The 16138-nt window shown below is 54.5% G+C and carries 19 protein-coding genes; 14 read left to right on the forward strand and 5 right to left on the reverse strand.

Going from position 1 to position 16138, the window contains the following annotated elements; genetic code table 11:
- Positions 1 to 12 precede the first annotated feature (12 nt).
- The 5 genes from cfa to NOX35_RS26760 all read left to right on the forward strand — a co-directional run bounded on the left by cfa (position 13) and on the right by NOX35_RS26760 (position 5856).
- On the forward strand, positions 13 to 1230 hold the full coding sequence (cfa, locus tag NOX35_RS26740) for a cyclopropane fatty acyl phospholipid synthase (protein WP_256497025.1): 1218 nt from the start codon (positions 13 to 15) through the stop codon (positions 1228 to 1230).
- A gap of 2 nt (positions 1231 to 1232) precedes the next feature.
- On the forward strand, positions 1233 to 2840 hold the full coding sequence (locus NOX35_RS26745) for a peptide chain release factor 3 (protein WP_256497026.1): 1608 nt from the start codon (positions 1233 to 1235) through the stop codon (positions 2838 to 2840).
- A gap of 57 nt (positions 2841 to 2897) precedes the next feature.
- Positions 2898 to 4184 carry a diguanylate cyclase domain-containing protein gene (locus tag NOX35_RS26750; RefSeq protein WP_256497027.1) on the forward strand — a complete coding sequence of 429 codons (1287 nt, stop codon included), beginning with the start codon at positions 2898 to 2900 and terminating at the stop codon, positions 4182 to 4184.
- Between the two features lie 36 nt (positions 4185 to 4220).
- On the forward strand, positions 4221 to 5267 hold the full coding sequence (locus NOX35_RS26755) for a nucleoside monophosphate kinase (RefSeq protein WP_256497028.1): 1047 nt from the start codon (positions 4221 to 4223) through the stop codon (positions 5265 to 5267).
- A 64-nt stretch (positions 5268 to 5331) separates the two neighbouring features.
- Positions 5332 to 5856 (forward strand): NUDIX domain-containing protein, encoded by a 525-nt coding sequence (locus tag NOX35_RS26760; RefSeq protein WP_256497029.1) that lies wholly within the window; start codon positions 5332 to 5334, stop codon positions 5854 to 5856.
- Positions 5857 to 5991: 135 nt separating this feature from the next.
- On the opposite strand, the gene NOX35_RS26765 is transcribed toward NOX35_RS26760, so the two are convergent.
- Both NOX35_RS26765 and NOX35_RS26770 read right to left on the reverse strand, forming a co-directional pair.
- Complete coding sequence (locus NOX35_RS26765) at positions 5992 to 6312, reverse strand: multidrug efflux SMR transporter (RefSeq protein ID WP_256497030.1); 321 nt, start codon at positions 6310 to 6312, stop codon at positions 5992 to 5994.
- A gap of 95 nt (positions 6313 to 6407) precedes the next feature.
- The gene (locus tag NOX35_RS26770; protein WP_256497031.1) at positions 6408 to 7607 is read right to left on the reverse strand and encodes a site-specific integrase; all 1200 of its coding nucleotides are present in this window, start codon (positions 7605 to 7607) and stop codon (positions 6408 to 6410) included.
- Between the two features lie 90 nt (positions 7608 to 7697).
- Between NOX35_RS26770 and NOX35_RS26775 the strand changes: the two genes are divergently transcribed.
- On the forward strand, positions 7698 to 8705 hold the full coding sequence (locus tag NOX35_RS26775; RefSeq protein WP_256497032.1) for a DNA-binding protein: 1008 nt from the start codon (positions 7698 to 7700) through the stop codon (positions 8703 to 8705).
- Positions 8706 to 8825: 120 nt separating this feature from the next.
- On the opposite strand, the gene NOX35_RS26780 is transcribed toward NOX35_RS26775, so the two are convergent.
- Positions 8826 to 9958 (reverse strand): IS3 family transposase gene (locus tag NOX35_RS26780; RefSeq protein ID WP_122975108.1). Its coding sequence is split into 2 segments (ribosomal slippage): positions 8826 to 9703 and positions 9703 to 9958, totalling 1134 coding nucleotides; the frame shifts between segments, so codons are not numbered across the junction.
- 187 nt (positions 9959 to 10145) lie between these two features.
- Between NOX35_RS26780 and NOX35_RS26785 the strand changes: the two genes are divergently transcribed.
- From NOX35_RS26785 to NOX35_RS26800, 4 genes are all read left to right on the forward strand, one after another.
- On the forward strand, positions 10146 to 10952 hold the full coding sequence (locus tag NOX35_RS26785; RefSeq protein ID WP_256497033.1) for a DUF2971 domain-containing protein: 807 nt from the start codon (positions 10146 to 10148) through the stop codon (positions 10950 to 10952).
- 222 nt (positions 10953 to 11174) lie between these two features.
- The gene (locus NOX35_RS26790) at positions 11175 to 11561 is read left to right on the forward strand and encodes a hypothetical protein (protein WP_046462860.1); all 387 of its coding nucleotides are present in this window, start codon (positions 11175 to 11177) and stop codon (positions 11559 to 11561) included.
- Positions 11558 to 11701, forward strand: a complete 144-nt coding sequence (locus tag NOX35_RS26795) for a hypothetical protein (RefSeq protein WP_182312684.1) — start codon at positions 11558 to 11560, stop codon at positions 11699 to 11701. Before NOX35_RS26790 ends, NOX35_RS26795 begins: the two co-directional genes overlap by 4 nt.
- 268 nt (positions 11702 to 11969) lie before the next feature.
- The gene (locus NOX35_RS26800; RefSeq protein ID WP_046462859.1) at positions 11970 to 12530 is read left to right on the forward strand and encodes a hypothetical protein; all 561 of its coding nucleotides are present in this window, start codon (positions 11970 to 11972) and stop codon (positions 12528 to 12530) included.
- A 55-nt stretch (positions 12531 to 12585) separates the two neighbouring features.
- On the opposite strand, the gene NOX35_RS26805 is transcribed toward NOX35_RS26800, so the two are convergent.
- Together NOX35_RS26805 and NOX35_RS26810 are read right to left on the reverse strand one after the other, a co-directional pair.
- Complete coding sequence (locus NOX35_RS26805; RefSeq protein WP_131367716.1) at positions 12586 to 12813, reverse strand: hypothetical protein; 228 nt, start codon at positions 12811 to 12813, stop codon at positions 12586 to 12588.
- 166 nt (positions 12814 to 12979) lie between these two features.
- On the reverse strand, positions 12980 to 13741 hold the full coding sequence (locus NOX35_RS26810; protein WP_148748342.1) for a hypothetical protein: 762 nt from the start codon (positions 13739 to 13741) through the stop codon (positions 12980 to 12982).
- A 221-nt stretch (positions 13742 to 13962) separates the two neighbouring features.
- On the opposite strand from NOX35_RS26810, the gene NOX35_RS26815 reads away from it, so the two are divergent.
- From NOX35_RS26815 to NOX35_RS26830, 4 genes are all read left to right on the forward strand, one after another.
- Positions 13963 to 14175, forward strand: coding sequence for a hypothetical protein (locus tag NOX35_RS26815; protein WP_148748341.1), 213 nt, complete (start codon positions 13963 to 13965; stop codon positions 14173 to 14175).
- Between the two features lie 189 nt (positions 14176 to 14364).
- Positions 14365 to 14967: a DUF262 domain-containing protein gene (locus tag NOX35_RS26820; RefSeq protein ID WP_046462370.1), complete on the forward strand. Its 603-nt coding sequence runs from the start codon at positions 14365 to 14367 to the stop codon at positions 14965 to 14967.
- Between the two features lie 87 nt (positions 14968 to 15054).
- Positions 15055 to 15324, forward strand: a complete 270-nt coding sequence (locus tag NOX35_RS26825; protein WP_256497034.1) for a hypothetical protein — start codon at positions 15055 to 15057, stop codon at positions 15322 to 15324.
- Positions 15324 to 16136: a hypothetical protein gene (locus NOX35_RS26830; RefSeq protein WP_046462372.1), complete on the forward strand. Its 813-nt coding sequence runs from the start codon at positions 15324 to 15326 to the stop codon at positions 16134 to 16136. The genes NOX35_RS26825 and NOX35_RS26830 overlap by 1 nt, the downstream gene beginning before the upstream one ends.
- Positions 16137 to 16138: the final 2 nt, after the last annotated feature.

Genomic DNA, 16138 nt, shown 5'->3' on the forward strand with positions numbered 1-16138 from the left:
TAAAGGTAGAGGATGAACAATTTCCATGACGGAACCCCAAAACACCCGATCCGGGGCGAGGAAAGTCGGCTGCAAAAACTCATGATGGACATGCTGGTCGAAGCCGACGTGAAGGTCAACGGCGGTCGCCCCTGGGATATCGAGTTGCTGGGCGCCAAAGTGCCAGAGCGGGTGTTCTCTTTGGGTAGCGTGGGCCTCGGAGAGGCATACATGGATGGCGACTGGCAGGCCGAGCGTCTGGATGAGTTTTTTACGCGGGTATTGCGCGCCCGGCTGGATCGCCAGGTGCAGCCGCTTCGGCTTGCTTTTCACGCACTGCGCACCCGCCTTCTCAATCGGCAAAACCTCAAACGGGCGTGGAAGGTGGGCGAGGTCCACTATGACCTCGGCAATGAGTTCTACGAAGCGATGCTCGACCCCAGAATGACCTACACCTGCGGCTACTGGGACGGCGCCAGCAATCTTGCGCAAGCGCAAGAAGCGAAGCTGGAAATGATCTGCCGCAAGCTGCAGCTCAAGCCTGGCATGAGACTGCTCGATATCGGCTGTGGCTGGGGCAGTTTGATGGCCTATGCCGCCGAGCGGCATGGAGTGCACTGTGTGGGGGTCACCATTTCCAAAGAGCAGACCGCCTGGGCGCAAAACAGATATGCGCACCTGCCCCTGGAATTTCGCTTGCAGGACTACCGCACCATCAATGAGCGGTTTGATCGCATCGCCAGCGTTGGAATGTTCGAGCATGTAGGGCGAAAAAACCACCGCACCTTCATGCAGGTCGCCCACAGGTGCCTTGCGGATGACGGGCTATTTTTGCTGCACACGATTGGCAAGAACCAAAGGGACTCGGCGACCGACCCCTGGATCGACAAGTACATCTTTCCGAACGGAGACCTGCCCTCTATCGGGCAAATCGGCGATGCAGCGGATGACCTGTTTGTGGTGGAAGACCTGCACAACTTTGGAAGCGACTACGACAAGACGCTGATGGCGTGGCATGCCAACTTCGAAGCGTCCTGGCCACAGTTCAAAGACCAATTGGGCGAGCGGTTTTACCGCATGTGGACGTACTACCTGCTGTCCTGTGCAGGAGCTTTCCGCGCACGCGACATTCAACTGTGGCAGTGGGTTCTCAGCAAACAAGGGATTACCGGGGGCTACAAGCGCCCAGATTCACCAGGGCGAGAAGCGGCGGCCAGCCTCCGGCTTGCAAATGCACCGAAAGGCAGATGAACATGCAGTTGACCCAAGTGCAGGAGGTGAGCCGACGCAGGACCTTCGCCATCATTTCGCACCCCGATGCGGGCAAGACCACACTGACTGAAAAGCTCTTGCTCTACGCGGGTGCTATTCACATCGCTGGATCTGTGAAGGCCCGAAAATCCTCGCGCTACGCGACTTCCGACTGGATGGACATTGAGAAGCAGCGGGGAATCTCGGTCGCCAGTTCGGTGATGCAGATGGAGTACCGGGGGTGCGTCATCAACTTGCTCGATACGCCCGGGCACCAGGACTTTTCGGAAGACACTTACCGCGTGTTGACGGCCGTTGACGCAGCCGTGATGGTGATCGACGCTGCCAACGGTGTGGAAGCGCAGACCCTTCGGCTTCTGAACGTTTGCCGATCTCGCAATACGCCCATCATCACCTTCATCAACAAGCTTGACCGCGAGGTGAGAGACCCGCTTGACCTTATTGATGAGATCGAGCAAACACTGGGCATGGCCGTCGTTCCGATGACGTGGCCCGTAGGCATGGGCAGAGAGTTTCGCGGCGTGTTTGACATCCGAGCGGATCATCTGCGCGTCTTCAAGGCGGGCTCGGAAAGCCGTGTGGATGACGAACTACTGCCAGGGCGTGACAACCCGCTTACCGCACAACGGTTTCCTGGAGTCTTCGAAAAAGCAGTTCAAGAAATGGACTTGGTCGTTCATGCGGGGCATCCACTGGACAGATCAGCGTTTCTGCTGGGTCAACAGTCCCTTACCTACTTCGGCTCTGCTGTGAACAACTTTGGCGTGCAAGAGGTACTTGATGCACTGGTCGAATTCGCGCCAGCCCCCGGCCCACGGCAGAGCGTGCAAAGGACTGTCGCGCCCCATGAGCCCGCCTGCACTGCCATGGTTTTCAAGATCCAGGCCAACATGGACCCCGCACACCGGGACCGTATCGCGTTCATGCGCGTTTGCTCTGGGCGTTTTGAACGCGGGATGCGTCTGCAGGTGTGCCGCACGGGCAAGGATGTACGCACGGGCGCTGTGGTCGCCTTCCTTTCACAGCGGCGCAACTTGCTCGACGAAGCGTACCCCGGCGACATCATCGGCATCCCGAACCACGGGACCCTGCAGCTTGGCGACACGCTGACGGAAGGCGAACAACTTCAATTCACTGGACTGCCTTTTTTTGCGCCGGAGCTATTTCAAAGTGTTGAGCTGGGTGATCCCCTGCGAGGCAAACAACTGCGGCAGGGGCTGCTGGAATTAGGGGAAGAAGGGGCCATTCAAGTATTTCGCCCCAAGACCGGCGGCGCGTTGTTACTAGGCGCCATTGGCACCTTGCAGTTTGAGGTTATTCAGTATCGCCTGAAAAATGAATACGGAGTGACTGCCAATTTTCGGTCCAGCCCCTTTCATGGCGCGCGCTGGGTAACCTCAAGCGACGCAGTAGCGCTTGAAAAATTTACCGAATCTAATAATTATAGGATGGCATACGATGCGGTCAATGCATTAACCTTTCTGTACAACTACGATACTGAGGTAAGAGTAATGAAAGAGCGTTGGCCAACCATTCAATTCCATGCCCTCCGGGAGCACGCGGGACTTGTTTTTCAATGTAGTATTTGACTGCAACCCCACCCAGTATTGGGCGCACCCTCTCTGCAATAAATAAATGCATGAAATATGAACACATTCTCACCGAATGATCTACCAAAGGCACAGCGTGTGCATATGTGTATCTACACCGTAGGAGGTTCGCACCGATACAGCGGTGGCTTTGTAGAAGATCTACCGGGCGAAGATGTGGAGGTCTATCGAACCTCCAGCGTTGACCATTCAATCGATCTAATAAAAATAAAAACCAAAAATCAATGCCACATGATTTTTGCTTCACTAAGTGATTTTGCATCGGCATCGACCAGCCTACAGAAAAACTTGGAGACAATCCGAAAGAGAGCTGGGGTGGTGTTAGTGGCGGGCCGGGGAGGTGAGCGCATCAATGGCGAAGTACTCATTCATGGACACTACGGCAATATGTTGCCACTTCCGTTTGACTACGGCGAAGTTTTGCAATGTATACGTAGGGAACTAGAATTTAGAATTCTGAAGTCATTGGCGCATTTTACTAACGCATTACTCGCAGGACTGGGCGACGCAGTAATGATTACCGATGCTGACGATAGCATCGTTTGGATTAATGATCACTTTACCACGCTGACTGGCTACGAACTCCGTGAGGTTAGGGGAAAGCGCCCCAATTTTATGCGAGCGGGGAAGAATCAAGATTCGGTTTTTGAAGAGATGTGGCGCGTAATTAAAGATGTTGGCGTATGGCGTGGGGAAATATGGAACAGAAAAAAGACCGGCGAAGTTTATGCAGAGTGGCTTTCCGTTTGTGCACTGGTGGGATCAACCGGAAAGACCAGTGGCTATGTCTCCATTTTGGCAGACATCACGGAGAGAAAGATTCGCGAAGAAAATCTGACGCGCCAAGCATTTCATGATGTTTTGACTGGATTGCCTAACAGACTTTTATTGGAGGATCGATTTCAGCTAGCCGTCGCTACATCGCCCCGTCGAGCTGCGTCGATTGCCGTGCTATTTATTGATTTAGATGGTTTCAAGGTGGCAAATGACACCTATGGTCATGCTCTGGGAGACCAAGTACTCATTCAAATCGCTGAACGATTAATTGGCACTGTCGGCCCGAAAAATACGGCTTCACGCCTTGGGGGTGACGAATTTGTGTGTCTTTTTGTTGAGCAAAAAACCGTTAATGAAGTCTACGAGAAAGTTGCTGCGGTAAAGGACTCCATATCAAAACCCTATCGCATTGACGGAGTTTCTGTTCAACTAAACTGCAGTATTGGGGTTTCACTCTTTCCAAAAGATGGAAAGATATTGTCGAAATTAATATCTCTCGCTGATGAGCGCATGTACCGTGAAAAGCTTTCACGCGCTCTCAGGTAATTTTCCTCCATCGCTATCTATCAAACGCCTGACTAAATGACTGATACCAAACAACGAACCCCCAACACGCTGTTCATCGAAGTCACTGGAGCCGGTCTGCCCGAGGTGGATGGGCTCTACGTGCCCACGACGGCCCCGCCTGCCAAGTCCGAATCGGGCACCGTTTCGAGCCCGGGCTATTGGAACGACAAGATGGCCTGGGACCGGGCAGATGGCAAAGCAGTCCGAAGCCCCGCTATTTCGTATTCGAATGGATTCAAGTCCTGGCGCATCTGCCGCCTTGATGGCCATCTTGCCTACGAGATGACATGTGAGGACGAACTGCCTCCGACCGACCGGACCTGGAATGTTTACAAGATGGGCGTCGCCCCCGCGCCGAAAGTGGAGATCTTTCATGTGGACCCGCGAGAACTCTGCCCCACGCCCAATGTGGTGTTTGTGCTGGGAGGCCCCGGAGCCGGCAAGGGGACGATGTGCGAACTGGCGGAGATTCAACTGGGCTGGACCCACCTGTCCACCGGCGAGCTGCTGCGCGCGGAACAGCAGGCTGGCGGCCCAACGATGGCAATCATCAAGGAGTACATCGAAGCGGGGAAACTGGTGCCCAACGCCATCGTGGTGCGGCTGCTCAAAGACGCCATGGAGCGCACGACACGAACCACCGGCAAACGCAACTTTCTGCTGGACGGATTTCCCCGCTCGCTGTCCAACCTGGAGGCGTGGTACGAAGTGTTTGGCAAGAGTTCCGAGCTTCCTGCGATGCTGTACTTCGAGTGCCCCTTTGAAGTGCTTGAGCAGCGAATTCTGGGCCGCGCGCGCCACTCTGGCCGGGCCGACGACAATATCGAGTCGATGAAGCTACGGTTTGACACCTTCAAGGCCGAAACGCTGCCCACCGTGGAGCTGTTCAAAAGCAAAGGCAAATGCGTAGAGGTAGATACCAGCCAAGACCGCGAGACTGTCTACGCGCTGCTGCGCGATCAACTGGCCCCACACACCGATCCCCAGTTGTTGGCGCAGCCTTTGAGCGAAAAAGCAGAAATCCTCCTCGGCCTGCGCCCCTATCCCAAAACGAGCCACTGAAGACCCTGCTGCCGCCGGTAGCTGTCTAAGTTGTTTACGCCCCCACTGATCCTGATCCCCGGTTATGAAACTACTGAAAGAAATGATCCACCCAGAGCTTGCTACCCGAACGGGGCGCATTCTGCGGCGGCATGCTGCGCGCGGCATCGTGCTGCGTGAGCAGGACCAGATCCTTTTGCTGTTCACCGAGCGCTACAACGATTTCAGCCTGCCGGGCGGAGGCATCGGCGAAGACGAAGACATGGAACTGGCCCTCGTACGCGAGCTAGAAGAAGAAACCGGTGCGCGCGACATCCAGGTCAAAGCCCATTGGGGGTACATCGAGGAATACCGCCCGTACTGGAAGCCCGACTACGACCTGATGCACATGACGTCGCATTTTTTTGTCTGCGATATCGCACCCGAACTGGCCGAGGTCCGGATGGAAAGCTACGAAGTCGCTAACGGCATGAGGCCAGTCTGGGTTTCGATCAAGGCGGCGTTAGATCACAACCTTCAGGTCATGTCGCGACAAGAGGAAACCATGGGCCTCTCGATTCAGCGGGAAACTTTCATACTGGAAAAAATCAGCAGAGAGATAATCTTTTAGTGGAGCTATCTCGTGGGGAAGAGCAGAACCTCGAATGAAGTAGCTGTTCGCACCTAATGTGCTGGATTGCTACAAATACACCCTTTGCAGCCCAGTTTAATATCGAGCACCTGACGACCCTTACATTTCACACAACTACTCGTGGGATAGCAGCTTCAGTCCGCCAATGCCCGCGATGATGAGCCCAAAGCACAACATGCGCAAAAGGCTGCTGTCTTCCCCAAGTGCGATCATCCCGTAGATAGCCGTGCCGACCGCGCCGATACCGACCCACACAGCGTAGGCCGTGCCCACAGGGATTGTTCGGGTCGCCAGAGACAGCAAGTACATGCTCATCGCGATGAAGGCTGCACAGAACAGGCTGGGCCACAGGCGAGTGAAACCATCTGTGCGCGGCATAGTTGCTGCGTAGAAGATTTCGCAGATTCCCGCGCACAACAAGAAAATCCAACCCACTTCACTTGTCCTCAAAAATGGAGAAATTTGGCGCGCTATCTGGCACCCGTACACTTGATGTGATGCGGCACAGGCTCAATTGAAGAAGGGGATGGTCAGGCGCCCGACCAGCCCACCCTGTGCCCACTTGAGGTTTGGTCATGCCGCGCATTGTCCTCCGTATGCACATAGATGCTAGTCGTTGCGATGTTCGCGTGCCCCAAGTTGTCGCGCACGGTCTTGAGGTCCATATTGTCGCTTTGGTGAGTCCCCGCTGTATGGCGCATCCAGTGGGCGGAGGCTTGTTCCACATGACTGGCTGCAGCCTCATGGTCAGGGCCGAGGGCTCGCATACGCGTTGCGGTATCGCGAAACACGCTTTTGACTAGTTCGTGCACGGCACTTCGTCCCATAGGCCTGGACCCTCCAATGAGGGGCAACAGCAGTGGAAGAGTGTCGCCCTCGCGCGGCAGCGGCGCCAGGTCGTTTGACTTTCGATAGCGCATCAGTTCCGACACTAGCTCGTCTGTCGCCGGAATCACCCGGGTTTTTTCTCCCTTGCCACAAATCTCCAGCCACCAGCGTTCCCGTCCGTCGGCTCCGCGTCGCCAGTAAAAGTCGCCCATGGAGTTGTTGCAGACCTCCGAAATCCGCAGGCCCCCGATGTAGAGCAAGGAGAAAAGCCATCGGTATCGGGCTGCTTGAAGGGCAAGCCGAGGTGTGCCGGTGGGGAGAGACTCAATCGTTGCACGAACTTCCGCCCAGTGCTCATGGGGCAGAAACCTGCTGGTTTTCGCCGGCCGCGCCACCGCTTTGCGGCGTCGTAGGGCAAGGGGATTGCCCGCAAGGTATCCAGCCTGGACCAGCCAGTTGCAGAGGCTGTTGAGGATCGACAGCGCCTGACGCTGGCTAGGACTGTCGAGTGCCTTTGCGAACGGACGCCAGTGAGGCGAGGACCTGGGAGCCTTCTGAGCGACTTGCATAACCCACCGATCTGCAGGTTGCGGATCTTTGAGAAAGGACTCGTATGCCAGGAAATCCTCGTGGGTCAGATCGGACAGGGCCTTTCCATGCTGGTGCACACACCAAAGCAGCAGTCTTTCCGCCTCCTTGCGATAGCTGGCCAGCGTGGCCGGTGAATCCTTGTAGCGCGCCAGCCAAGCCAAAACTGCAGAGCGGTCGTCATTGGCCGCTACCTGGGGTAGGCCCTGGGCCCGATTTCGGCCACGCTCTCCGGACAGGTGAAGGGGTAGCACCAAGCCCTCCAAAGGCTCAAGATGCGCCAAAACGGGTGGTGCGACGATCAAACTGCTCATGAGCCAAATTCTATGGACATTAGAGTAATTATGTCCATAGATTGGAAATTATCTCATTGATTTATACGTTATACGTTGTATTATTTGCGAATGAGCGAAGAATCAGAAATCCAAGCCGAAGTTGAGGCCCTGCGGGAGCGTTTCAGCGACACGAAAGCGTTGTACCGCGAGGTTTGCGCGTTGCTGTTTTTCCGATACGGCATCACGCCCACAGCCAGCAAGCTCTATCAGCATGTGCGCAAGGGCTCCATGAGCGCCCCGGCCGAAGCGCTGGCCAAGTTCTGGGAGGATCTGCGCGGCAAGGCTCGGGTGGAGATCGATCACCCCGATCTACCGGAGGCGCTTAAAGAGGCCGCAGGCCAGGCGGTCAGCGTGCTGTGGACCCAGGCAACGGAGTTGGCGCGCGAGGAGCTAGCAGTCCTGCGCGTCGAGGCAAACGCAGAGGCCCAGAGTGCACAGGCAGACCTGCAGGAGGCTCTGCAGCGAAGCGCCGTCCTGGAGACCCAGATACAGAGCGCACAGACCAAAGTCACCGAATTGGAGACCCGAGCTCAAGCCCTTGCTGCAGAGCTTGAGCAAGAACGGCGTGCGCACGCTGCGAGCACAGCGAGAGGTGAGGCGCTGTCCAGGCAGGTGGATGAGCTGAAGCTGGAGCAATCGAAGAGCAGGCAACATTTCAGCGCCGAGTTGGAAAAAGGACGTGCAGCTATTGATGAAGCCGCCCAGCGATCTACCGAAGCGGAGCACCGGGCGCTTCGGGAAATTGACCGAGAGCGAACCGCGCGTGCCCAGGCGGAAAAGCAATTGGAGCAATTGCGAGGCAAGCTAGCAGAGACCGAACGCGGCTGTCACGCCAAACTACTCGAAGCCAATGCTGCACAGAGCAGGTTGGCGGCAGAAACAGACGGTGCTCGCGCCTCCTTGGCCGAAATCACCAGGGCGCACCAGGCGCAATCGGCCGAGCTACAGCAAGCTCTTCAGGCAGTTGCACAGCACAAGGCCGAAGCTGGCACCTTGCGTGAACTGGTGGAGCAGTTCAGACCGACGCAGAAATCTTCTCGTAAAAAGCGTGGTGGTGAAGCGCCAGAGGTCAAGTGAGCAGGCTTCTGGCGAGTCAAGGGTGACGCGTCAATACATGAAGGAATAAATGACCGCTCTTTAATTGACCTGCCCCCTTCAGCCGTACCAGTGATTAGGTTGGGGTCCTGGGGTTGAAGGTTAATGGATTTGGGCAGGGATCTCATGACGAGCTGCGTCGCCTGCGTGCTGACGCAGTTGCTGGGCATACCTGGCTGGCGGTATGCGGCCAATGCTGCTGTGAGGCCGAACCTCGTTGTAGTCCCGACGCCATGCGGCAATCTCGGTGCGTGCCTGGCGCATGCTCTGGAACCAGTGCTCATTGAGGCACTCGTCGCGGAACTTGCCGTTGAAGCTCTCGATGTAGCCGTTCTGCATGGGCCGACCTGGCTCGATCAGGATGTGCCGGATGTGGTGTTCCTGCGTCCAGGCGATGAAGGCCCGGCTGGTGAACTCCGGGCCGTTGTCGGTTCTGACGGCGGCCGGGTAGCCCCTGAAGCGCGCCGCCTGATCCAGCAGCCGGGTGACGTACAGGCCGCTGATGCCGTAGTCCACAGCGATCTCCACGCATTCGTGGCTGAAGTCATCGGCCACGGTCAGGCACTTGATGCGCCGGCCACTGGCCAGGCTGTCGCTGACGAAGTCCATGCTCCACACCTCGTTGATGCGTTGGGCGATGTTTAGGGGCGTGCGCTCCATCACGGGGCGCTTGGCCTTCTTGCGCTTGCGAACCGCCAGATTGGCCGCTCTGTAGAGCCGGTACACCCGCTTGTGATTGACGCCAGGGAAGTCGTTGCGCAGCAGGTCGTGCACGCGCCGGTAGCCGAAGCGCCGACGCACATGCGCGATCTCGACGATCTTGTCCTTCAGGGCCTGGGTCTGTGCGCTGGGCACCGGTGGGTGCCGGTAGCTGTCTCGGCTTAGCCCCACAAGCCCGCACGCGCGACGCTCGGACAGTTGGTGCTCCTGCACCAGCTGCGTGATCAGCTCGCGCCGGGCTTGTGGGGCTACCTTTTTACCCCGAGCACGCTCTTGAGCGCATGCAGATCCAGGTGCGCCTCGGCCAGCAGGTGCTTGAGCTTGGCGTTCTCCGCCTCCAGCTCGCGCAGCCGTCTGGCCTCTGACACCTGCATGCCGCCGAACTTGGCGCGCCACTTGTAGAACGTGGCGTCGGAGAAGCCGCCCTTGCGGCAAATCTCCGCCACCGCCATGCCGACCTCGGCCTGTTGGAGGAACCCGATGATCTGTTCCTCTGTGAACTTGCTCTTCCTCATGTCTGCGATTCTCCTGAATGGCGGACCCCTTGCTACTTCACATTGGTACGGCCTGGGGGGAGCAGGTCATAATAACCAAAAGGCTTATGAGTCAAAACTGGCCGTATCCTGGCTTGCCCTCATCTATAGTTGAGGCTGATGATGCGAGCCTGATGTGGCTTTTCGGAGAAATACGAGGAGTGCGAGATTGATCTTATATAAGTACATGAGAGCGGATGCAGCCAAAGCAATACTTTCAGGCCGATCAATTGGGTTTTCTAATCCCCATACATTTAATGACCCTTTTGAGTTGACAGCGGCTTATCCACCGCAGGTTGATCTTCCTATTCCTTCTTTTTTGGATAGTGTTCAGACGTGGGCCAAGCAGTCCATCTGGTCTGAGAATCACGGGGTTCTGTGTCTAACGCGAAATCCATTGAACCCTTTGATGTGGGCACATTACGGTGATGAGCATCGCGGTGTAGTGCTAGGCATTGATGTAGAAAAGTCTGGTTTTCTTGATGCTCAACGTTGTGTAGTGCCTGCACAATACGGCAATATCATCTATACACATACACGGCCTACGCATTCCATGCTACCGTTTAAAGGGATTCCAATTCTAGTTGGCCACACGCATCACTATCCAGCTGGCCACGAAGAGAAGTTGCAACGTACATTTCTCCAGAAGCCTGCCTGCTGGGCTTACGAAGAAGAAGTTAGAGTAGTGAAGTGCTTATCGGACAGAGATAATAATGGTACTAATCCAAGCGGCACTTTTAAAGAAATCCCAGCGGAGAATAAAACTCTCTTCTGCTACGAACTCCCAGAAGAATCGATTAAGGAGATATATTTTGGAATGAGACATCCCTTGCTTCAATCTTCCAGTGCTGTGGCAGATGTATTGCAGGAATATCTTGAACTTTATCCTAACCTAACAGCCTACGGTTGCCGTTTGTCTCCTACCACTTGGAATATTGATTCTTTCGATATTTCGAAGCCGCTCGCAGATCAATGAGATAGCCTGCTGCAGGCTCGGGTGCACAGTTGGCTCAGGATGTACGCTGATCGCCTTCCGAACGACAACTCGTCTGCATTGAAAAATGCCGAGTTGCCAACTTTATTCGAAGGGATCGACAAGCACGCCCGCCTAGTTCATGCGCGTCTTGTCGGTGCGGAAGTCCTCTCCCCCACCCCTAACGGGTTGCATGTCGAAGCCGACTAGAAAGCCACACCATCCATGAATACGCGAGAACAACTCATAGCCATCGCTGATTGGCTCGGTGATGAAGAAGAGTACCTGTCATTTGGCCTGCGCAACGCCTTCGATGCCCTGCGCTTGTATGACTATGCCCTGGCTCGACCGGAGCTGATGTGCGGTTACGTGACGGAGTGGCCCGAAGCGGACCGTATCGCCGCGCTTGGCTATGACCCCATGGCCAAGGTCGAAGCCATCCAGGGACGCGAAGTCAATGAGACAGGAGCCACCCAAGTCTGCGCAGTGCTGGCACGCACGCGCGACCTGCTCGACTCAGTTGCCTTTGTAGCCACTGAAGGGGACACCACGCAGTTGCTCGTTGACATCGACGGCATCCTCATTCCAGAAGTACAGGAGAGCACGACATGACGATCACAACTGAACTTGACCTTCTCAATCGCCAGCTCGCCCTGGCCCAGGCCAAGCACACCGCAGCCGTCGCATGCCTTCGTGCAGCTGAACGCAAGGAAGATCTTGCCGATGAAAAAGTCAACGAGTCCTTTTTGTAGGCGTTCTGCACATGCAAATCGCATGGGCCTTTTCATTCTGAGTGGGTCAACCTAGACACTAATAATCGGCTTGAAAGGTCATTTGTAGTTCAAGCCTACAGAGAGATTTCATGCTCTGACAGCAATGGTTGCTCGGGTGGCTAGCATGGCGCTCAAGCTGCTCGCCAAACCCCGATGCGGGGCATCGACAGCCTGATTCTTGCGTTTGCGAATGGCGGCACTCCCTCGATACAGTGTGGCCAGGTACTCTGGAGGATGTTCAAGTCAAATGAAAGACAAATTGCAATCAGGCTATAAACCTGTACAGGATGAGGTTCTTAAGACACTAGGCGTTGCGGTAATCGCTGGACAAGGCGTGGAGCAGTTGCTGCAAACATGCCTGAGGTTCCCATTTCACGGTGAGCCTCTGCAGACAGAGGAACAGCTTCTAGCCCTCCTTAGGCAGCATTCGAAAGCTACTCTGGGACAGCTTCTCAATGTGCTGCGTCAGCGGGTTGATCTGCTCCCGGATTTCGGTGAGCAACTGGATCGCTTCCTCGAAAGTCGGAATGTTATTGCTCATAGGCTGCACGACATCCCCGGAGGCTTGGACATGCATTCCGATGAAGGCCGGGAAAGGCTTATGTCTTTCCTTAAGCAATTCATGGAAGACGGACATCATGTCAGCATGGTGTTGATTGGAGTGCTTCGTGAGTGGGCGTCTCAGAAGGACATTGATCTTCCTGGCGAGCATCATCTGAGCAGAAAGATGCATGCATACCTTGATGCCAATGTCACGCCGCACCTAGAGGACTTGATTAGCCTAAAAGATCCGCTTGTGAATTCATAATCCTCATTGACGATGAGAAGTAAAAAGCGCCCCTAGGGGCGCTTTTTTGATGGGTTCAACCCACTCGCTTGTAGCGGTAGCCTTCACCTTCCATGCAAAGCCTTTTAAGTCCTGCTTGCTCACTAATTGGAGTCTTTTGAACCTTGATCTGATACTCACACTTGGCCAGTGCGGACTGCGTAGCATGGGCCGATGCACCCTCTTTGACGTAAGCATATCGGGGCTGCGATGCACATGCAGAAAGTAATGCTGCGGCCCCTAAGGCGATGATTAAGGATTTCATGTCTCTGCTATTGCTCTTGAAGGCCCCTTCCGGGGATGAGCCTTAGAGATTACATCAACTCGTTCTTATTCAAATGTCAAAATAGTCTCACTCTTGATCGCCTGCTCATCGCCGGTTTCGGATGTTCAATCGCTGCGGTAGCTTTGAGCTTAGCCCGACTTCAAATCTAGATGAAGAGTACCCTTTTCACTGCTGCGCGCCAAGCTGCGTAAGCACTTCCCATAGTCCTCAGCAACCTTAGCATTTCGTTTGCCAGAGGATCATATTTGTCACCATCCTCCCACCGCCCAGCTCGATCAACGTTCCATTGAGGTGCCAAACAGAGCCTGAAGTTTTGCTCTCTCTGATGATACGGGTATGCGTCAAAATGTTCGTTCTGAAATCTTAAGTAGTTGTCAATATCCTCTACTAATTTTTTTGTCGCACTTGAAATTTCTGGTGATAAAAATTTGTTGCCAGCCTCTTTGTTAGCATTTACGAATGCTTCCAGGGTAGTAACTTGATTCCAATAGATTGCGTGATCAGTAGCAGTATTTACAATAATATTGTGCAAGTATTGCTCTTTTAATCCCGGCTCCAATTTCTGGTAGAGCTTTCTATCATGCTCCAAAAGCAGATCTTGTTGCTCCTTCCTTTCTTGCCTGTTTGCTTTCTCGTTGTAGGCACCGATGATGTTCAGGATGATGTTGTAGATCAGTGCTATGAGACATAGCATGAATCCCCAGAAAACGTCTTTCTCGCCGGTGACAGTAAAGTCAAACTGTTTTTTCAGTACGTGATTAACAAAGTCCTCTAGCAAACTAGAGGACATGAGCGAAATGCCAAAGAAAATCAAAACCCATGTAACTTTATTATGAAAGCTCGGTTTGATTACACGATATATTTTCAAGCCAATATCTAGGAATTTATTTAACTTATCTTCATTCATTTTTATATAAATATCAGATCAAATACAGATGACGACAAGATTTTTGCCTACCCCTCAGGCCAGGGAAGCTGCACGGTCACGTCACACATGCCTTTCAAGCTAGTATTCTGCCTGAGCTGGACGTGAAATCACTGCCAGTGAGGCAGAGGGTATGACGCTTCCCTAGCGCAACATTCTGTGAGGTAATCCTATTTACATGAGCACAACTTGAAGGAACGGCAATGGAAATCACGATTTTCAAGGAACCCTATCGTGGACAACTGGCAGTCAATGTGAGTCTCCACGAAGAAATTGACGGTCGCGGCACAGAAGTGGATGTGACTGTCTGGGTCAAATACCAAGATTCGATATCTGCAATGCAAGCTGAAGCAAAGCAGAAGGCCATAGAACAACTAAGACGCGCGATCACTGCTCTGGAAGGCGGGGAAGTCTAGGCCGCACGTTCGATGCACAAATGGGCCGCAATGGCCCTTTGTTTTTCTTTGGTGGCGGCAGATCAAATTCACTCGACCTGCACCATTGGTGGGTATGGAGATCTTCTGGCCTCTTCGCCACTCCCGGCGAACTTGCATTTTGGCAACCCCGCGTAAGCTCAATCAAAACGCCGTGAACACGAGTGCCATATGACCACCGCCCAAAACTGCTTTGTCGCCAACCTGCCCCCCGAGCACCAGGAGATGTATGCCCTCATCCATCCTCTGCCTGATGCGGCATACACCATGGACTGCGCCATCGCTTCGATTGAAAAGACCTTGGCCACCATTGAGCGAGACTGCACAGATGCGCCTACCGGCTGCTTTGAGCTGGAGCCGGACTTTCAGCGTGGCCATGTTTGGACCCAGGACCAGCAAATTGCCTATGTGGAGGCGATTTTTCGCAAGACCGCTCCCAACCGGATCATGTTCAACTGCCCCGGCTGGACACGCGAGTCCACCACGGCTGGCGACATCAACGACAACGAATTCCAGTGCATCGACGGCCTGCAACGCCTGACCGCATGCCGGAAGTTTATGGCTGGTGAGTTCGCAGTGTTCGGAAAATACAAGGCCCAGGATCTCAGGGGCACCCCCTTTGACCCACGTCGCTTCACGCTTCAGTTCTGCATCTACGAATTCAATTCGCGTGCCGATCTGCTCAACCACTATCTGAGAATCAATTCTGGTGGTTCGGTCCACACCCCAGAAGAGCTGGACCGCGTTCGCGCTCTGCTGGCGCTGGCCGCATGAGAGCCGCAACTCGCAATGTAGGCTGGCCGAGCCATTCAGAATTGACCAACACCTGTCCTTTTTTCTCGTATGTGGCAAACTATGAACATGGCAAAAGCACACACTTCCACCAAAACGAAAGCGGGCACAAGCCGCGCTAGCGGTAGCGTGGTGGTTCAATCCGCTGAAAAGGCTCACAAAGCTGATGTCGTCGCGCGCAGTTTCGAGAAGAAAATGGCTGCCGCGCGCAAAGCATCCGTGAACAGTCACCTGGGTTTTGTTGTGCCCAAGTTGACGGGCCAAGAGGCACTGCACTTCATGCGCAGCGTTGGCGGATTTGCTCTGTCTCACGCGAAGACTTCCAAGTCCAAAAACTGATGGGTCAGATCCTTATTGCGTATCACGGTTGTGACGCAACGGTGAGGGATTCTCTGGTCGCTAGGCGAAAGAATCCCTTACCCTCGGCCAATCCCTATGACTGGCTCTACGATGGGATGTACTTTTTCGAAGGCGACTCGGCTCGCGCCTTGAAACTTGCTACAGCATCCAGCACGCGGCCTCAACACAAGCTCACTCGCAACCCCATAGCTACGCCTGCTGTAGTTGGGGCAATTATTGAGATTGATCGGCTGTTTGACCTAACCACACAAAGCGGTATCGAGAACTTCTCTCTTGCGGCGGAAATCATGGTCAAGGCCTATGAAGTCGATGGAGAAGTTCCTCCCAAAAATAAGCCCTCCTTTGAGGGCGACACTGAGAATCTTCACAGGGCCTTTGACCGAGAAGTGTGCAAGATGGTTCATGCCTTGCGCAGGCATGCGAATACCAAGGCGATTGCCCTGGCCGCGCAGATTTCTCAATCGCTCGGGTTGAATGTGAGCGGTTCACCTCTGTTGACCACTGCACAGATGAAGCAACTGGAAGAAGCCACACTTCAGATAGTCAACACTGCACCATTTCAAGCTTCGCGGGGTGCGTTTGAACAAGGCAAGCAAGTTGACCCATCGAGCGCGATCTTCGATGACACACACCTCCAGCTCGCGGTCCACGATCTTTCTTGCATCAAGGGCTGGTTCCTGTGTCCTGGTGACAAGCTTCTAACCCCGGATGAGTACCGCGCTGCTGAGGATGCGATGAACGCGGCCAAAGCGCAACGCACAGCCCAGAAACCTCGAAAACGTGCCCCCTGAGA

Origin of the sequence: Comamonas sp. C11, from assembly GCF_024496285.1 — a bacterium.
Classification (GTDB): Bacteria; Pseudomonadota; Gammaproteobacteria; order Burkholderiales; family Burkholderiaceae_C; genus Comamonas; species Comamonas testosteroni_F.

Excerpts from the sequence above, each read along its gene's own strand:
- cfa (WP_256497025.1), top strand. The coding sequence starts at position 13 with ATGAACAATTTCCATGACGGAACCCCAAAACACCCGATCCGGGGCGAG.
- NOX35_RS26745 (WP_256497026.1), top strand. The coding sequence starts at position 1,233 with ATGCAGTTGACCCAAGTGCAGGAGGTGAGCCGACGCAGGACCTTCGCC.
- NOX35_RS26750 (WP_256497027.1), top strand. The coding sequence starts at position 2,898 with ATGAACACATTCTCACCGAATGATCTACCAAAGGCACAGCGTGTGCAT.
- NOX35_RS26755 (WP_256497028.1), top strand. The coding sequence starts at position 4,221 with ATGACTGATACCAAACAACGAACCCCCAACACGCTGTTCATCGAAGTC.
- NOX35_RS26760 (WP_256497029.1), top strand. The coding sequence starts at position 5,332 with ATGAAACTACTGAAAGAAATGATCCACCCAGAGCTTGCTACCCGAACG.
- NOX35_RS26770 (WP_256497031.1), bottom strand. The coding sequence starts at position 7,607 with ATGAGCAGTTTGATCGTCGCACCACCCGTTTTGGCGCATCTTGAGCCT.
- NOX35_RS26775 (WP_256497032.1), top strand. The coding sequence starts at position 7,698 with ATGAGCGAAGAATCAGAAATCCAAGCCGAAGTTGAGGCCCTGCGGGAG.
- NOX35_RS26790 (WP_046462860.1), top strand. The coding sequence starts at position 11,175 with ATGAATACGCGAGAACAACTCATAGCCATCGCTGATTGGCTCGGTGAT.
- NOX35_RS26795 (WP_182312684.1), top strand. The coding sequence starts at position 11,558 with ATGACGATCACAACTGAACTTGACCTTCTCAATCGCCAGCTCGCCCTG.
- NOX35_RS26800 (WP_046462859.1), top strand. The coding sequence starts at position 11,970 with ATGAAAGACAAATTGCAATCAGGCTATAAACCTGTACAGGATGAGGTT.
- NOX35_RS26805 (WP_131367716.1), bottom strand. The coding sequence starts at position 12,813 with ATGAAATCCTTAATCATCGCCTTAGGGGCCGCAGCATTACTTTCTGCA.
- NOX35_RS26810 (WP_148748342.1), bottom strand. The coding sequence starts at position 13,741 with ATGAATGAAGATAAGTTAAATAAATTCCTAGATATTGGCTTGAAAATA.
- NOX35_RS26815 (WP_148748341.1), top strand. The coding sequence starts at position 13,963 with ATGGAAATCACGATTTTCAAGGAACCCTATCGTGGACAACTGGCAGTC.
- NOX35_RS26820 (WP_046462370.1), top strand. The coding sequence starts at position 14,365 with ATGACCACCGCCCAAAACTGCTTTGTCGCCAACCTGCCCCCCGAGCAC.
- NOX35_RS26825 (WP_256497034.1), top strand. The coding sequence starts at position 15,055 with ATGGCAAAAGCACACACTTCCACCAAAACGAAAGCGGGCACAAGCCGC.
- NOX35_RS26830 (WP_046462372.1), top strand. The coding sequence starts at position 15,324 with ATGGGTCAGATCCTTATTGCGTATCACGGTTGTGACGCAACGGTGAGG.